This window comes from bacterium, assembly GCA_018814885.1.
In the GTDB taxonomy this organism is placed as follows: Bacteria; Krumholzibacteriota; Krumholzibacteriia; order LZORAL124-64-63; family LZORAL124-64-63; genus JAHIYU01.
Map to the genome: position 1 here is coordinate 1 of JAHIYU010000071.1, position 3,032 is coordinate 3,032.

Here is a 3,032-nt window from a genome sequence, read left to right on the forward strand (position 1 = left end):
CGCCGGATTAAAGGGATTCGGCGCCGCCGCCGCGCGCAGGACTGCCGGCGGGCCGTCACCCGCGTCCAGGGCGCAGTAGTTGTGGTAGGAGATCCAGATCCGCTCGGGCTGCGGGACGCCCCCCACGGTGTCGCGCCGCGCCCAGGCGAAGACCGCCTCGCCGGCGCCGTCGACGGACAGGGACAGGTGCTGGTCGAGGCCCGTGTCGCTCTGCCCGGCGAGATCGTCGCTGCGGTCCTCCCAGGTGCCGCCGTCGCGGACCTGGTAGTACAGACGCCTGGTGTGGGGCTCCAGCATCGGATCGCTGCCGAGCTGGTACCAGAAGGCGTGTACGCGGCCGCCCGGGTCGACGCCCACCCGCGGCGACAGGGGCCAGTCGTAATAGTCCACGGACACGGTCATGTCGATCGCATCGCTCCAGCCACCGGTCTCGGTCCACTCGCTGAAGCGGATGAAGTTGCAGGGACAGGTGGGCTGCAGGCCGGTGGACAGGAAGACGTAGCCGTCGGGGGTGCGCGCCGCGTCGAACTCGCTGCCGAAGGCGTAGCCGCTGGCGTGTGAGACGGGGTCGGTCCAGCCGCCCCCGGGCTGCCAGTCCACGTACTTCAGGCACGGCTCCGGATCCATGTCGTTGTAGTAGATGCGCGGCAGGGGGCTGGCGGGGCCGCCGTACTCCGTCACCTGGGGGAACGCGTAATCGTACAGCTCGGAGTCGGCGTTGGGGACGGTCTCCAGCGCGTCCCAGCCGGACCCGGTCCGGCGCATGAAGCGGATGGCGCCGCCGGAGTAGGAGCCCGACCAGACGGCCAGCCAGGCCCACTCGTCGTACGCGTGATACGGACTGCACCACAGGTCTATGCGCCCGACGCCGTCCACCTGGGCGCCCAGGTAGGCCACCGCGGCCGTCGCCCAGTTCGCCTCGCCGTCGCCCTCGCGCACCACGAGGCTGTCGCCGCGCACGAAGGCCAGCACGTAGGTCTCGTCCAGCAGCACGCCGACCTCCGGCCGGGTGCCGGGTCCGTGGGCTTGACGGTAGGAGCGGCCCCCTCCGGAGAAGCCCGTGCAGGCGATACCCTCGAAGGAGGTCCAGACGCCGGATCCATCCTGTTCCCAGACCGTCACCGAGATTAAGGGTTGGGGCGAGGCCACCGACGGCCGGCTGCAATCGAGGGGGGGCCCTTCGATCGGCCAGGTGAGGCGGGCGTCGGCTTGGGCCGCCGGCGCGAAGACGACAACGGTCAGGGACAGGGCGATGAGGCGGCTCACAAGATGCTTCGTCATGTCCACCCCCAGAGGTGTCCAGATGGGCGGGCTGGTGCGCATCCTCGGCGGGGACGGCACCGGCAGGGGCCGGAACGATCATACATGATCGAAGAGAGACGGGCAATCGCCGGTCAGGTCCGATCTCCCGGGACGGGTCGAAGAGATCGAGGCTCATCCTGTTGACGGACAGAGCCCTGGACGGGCACGCCCTGTCGCGGGGGCGTCTGAAGCGTCCCGGAGCCAGGGGGGCGGAGGGATCCGGAAGCCGAGCGAGCCGGTCACAGGAAGTGACCGGCGAGCGCCCCCGCGACAGGGCGTGCCCGTCCAGGGCTCCGCCCCATCACCGGAGCAGCTCGATCTCCTCGACGAGCACCCGGTCCAGCTCGGCCTTGTCGATGTTGCGATGCAGCTTTCCCCGCCGGTAGATCGCCACCTTGGACTTGCCGGCCGCGATGCCCAGGTCGGCGGCCTTCGCCTCGCCGGGGCCGTTCACGATGCAGCCCATCACCGAGATCACGCGGTCGGGCGGCAGGCCCTTGGCCAGCTCCTCCACCCGGCGCGCCAGCGCCACCACGTCCACTTCCACGCGTCCGCAGGTGGGACAGGCGACGACCCGCGCGAAGCCTTTGCGCAGACCCAGCGCCTGCAGCATGTGGAACGCGGCGACGACCTCCTCCACCGGGTCCGCGGCCAGGGAGATGCGCACGGTGTCGCCGATCCCTTCCGACAGCAAAACGCTCATGGCGGCCACCGAGCGCGAGATGCCGGCCTGCAGCGTCCCCGCCTCGGTGATGCCAAGGTGCTGGGGCACGTCGGAGATCCCGGCGAAGCGCCGGCAGGCCTCGATCACTTCCCTGGGCTCGCTGCTCTTGAGCGAGACTATCACGTCGTCGAAGCCGACCGCGGCCAGCGTTTCCAGTTCGTCCAGCGCGCTCTGCACGAGGGCGCCGGCGGGGTCCATGGCGGCGAGATCCTCGTACCGCCTGTGCAGGCTGCCCTTGTTCACGCCGATCCTGATCGGCACGCCGAGATCCCGCGCCGCGGCGGCCACCTCGCGCACCTTGTCGCGCGAGCCGATGTTGCCGGGGTTGATGCGCAGCTTGGCCACGCCCGCCAGCAGGGACTTCAGGGCGAGCGTGTGCTGGAAGTGGATGTCCGCCACCAGCGGCACGTTGCTCTCGGCCACCAGGCGCGGCAGGACGTCGGCGGCCGCCTCGTCGTTGACGGTCACGCGCACGATCTCCGCGCCGGCGGTGGCCAGCTCGCGGATCTGGTCGATGGTGGCGTCGAAGTCGCAGGTGCGGGTTGTGGTCATAGACTGCACGCGCACCGGCGCGCCGGCGCCCACGGTCACGCCGCCGACGGAGACCCGCCGGGTGTCGCGGCGCGGCGCGGTCACGCCCGCTCTCGCCTCGGAGTCGCTCATGTGTCCTCGCTCAGGGCCGGTCCCGCGACGCGCAGGTCGCCCACGCGGCGGGTCAGCTTGTTGGCGTCCAGGTACTCGAGCATGGGAATGCCCAGCTTGCGGCTCAGGCCGGTCAGCCCGCGGAAGTCGGCGAACTTGAAGTTGCCCTCGTCCCGGAAATACACGCGCAGGCTCGAACGCAGCCCGGCCAGCGCGTCGGCATGCACATGATAGTCCGGAGTGACGGCCACGGCACGACCCCCGGCGACGAGATAGCGCAGGTATTCCGCGACGTCGTGGCCGCCGGCGCCGACCGGCAGGGCGGCGTCCAGGTCCGCGGCGTCGCTGCCGGCGAGGCCGGCCG

Annotated in this window: 3 protein-coding genes; all 3 read right to left on the reverse strand. The window is 71.0% G+C overall.

The window, feature by feature from the left end; translation table 11 throughout:
* A partial coding sequence (locus KJ554_04035) for a hypothetical protein (GenBank protein ID MBU0741507.1) occupies positions 1 to 1,281 on the reverse strand: 1,281 nt, incomplete at its 3' end.
* A gap of 322 nt (positions 1,282 to 1,603) precedes the next feature.
* Positions 1,604 to 2,662 carry a flavodoxin-dependent (E)-4-hydroxy-3-methylbut-2-enyl-diphosphate synthase gene (gene ispG, locus KJ554_04040; GenBank protein ID MBU0741508.1) on the reverse strand — a complete coding sequence of 353 codons (1,059 nt, stop codon included), beginning with the start codon at positions 2,660 to 2,662 and terminating at the stop codon, positions 1,604 to 1,606.
* A gap of 23 nt (positions 2,663 to 2,685) precedes the next feature.
* The coding region (locus KJ554_04045; GenBank protein ID MBU0741509.1) for a SelB C-terminal domain-containing protein at positions 2,686 to 3,032 on the reverse strand (347 nt) is incomplete at its 5' end.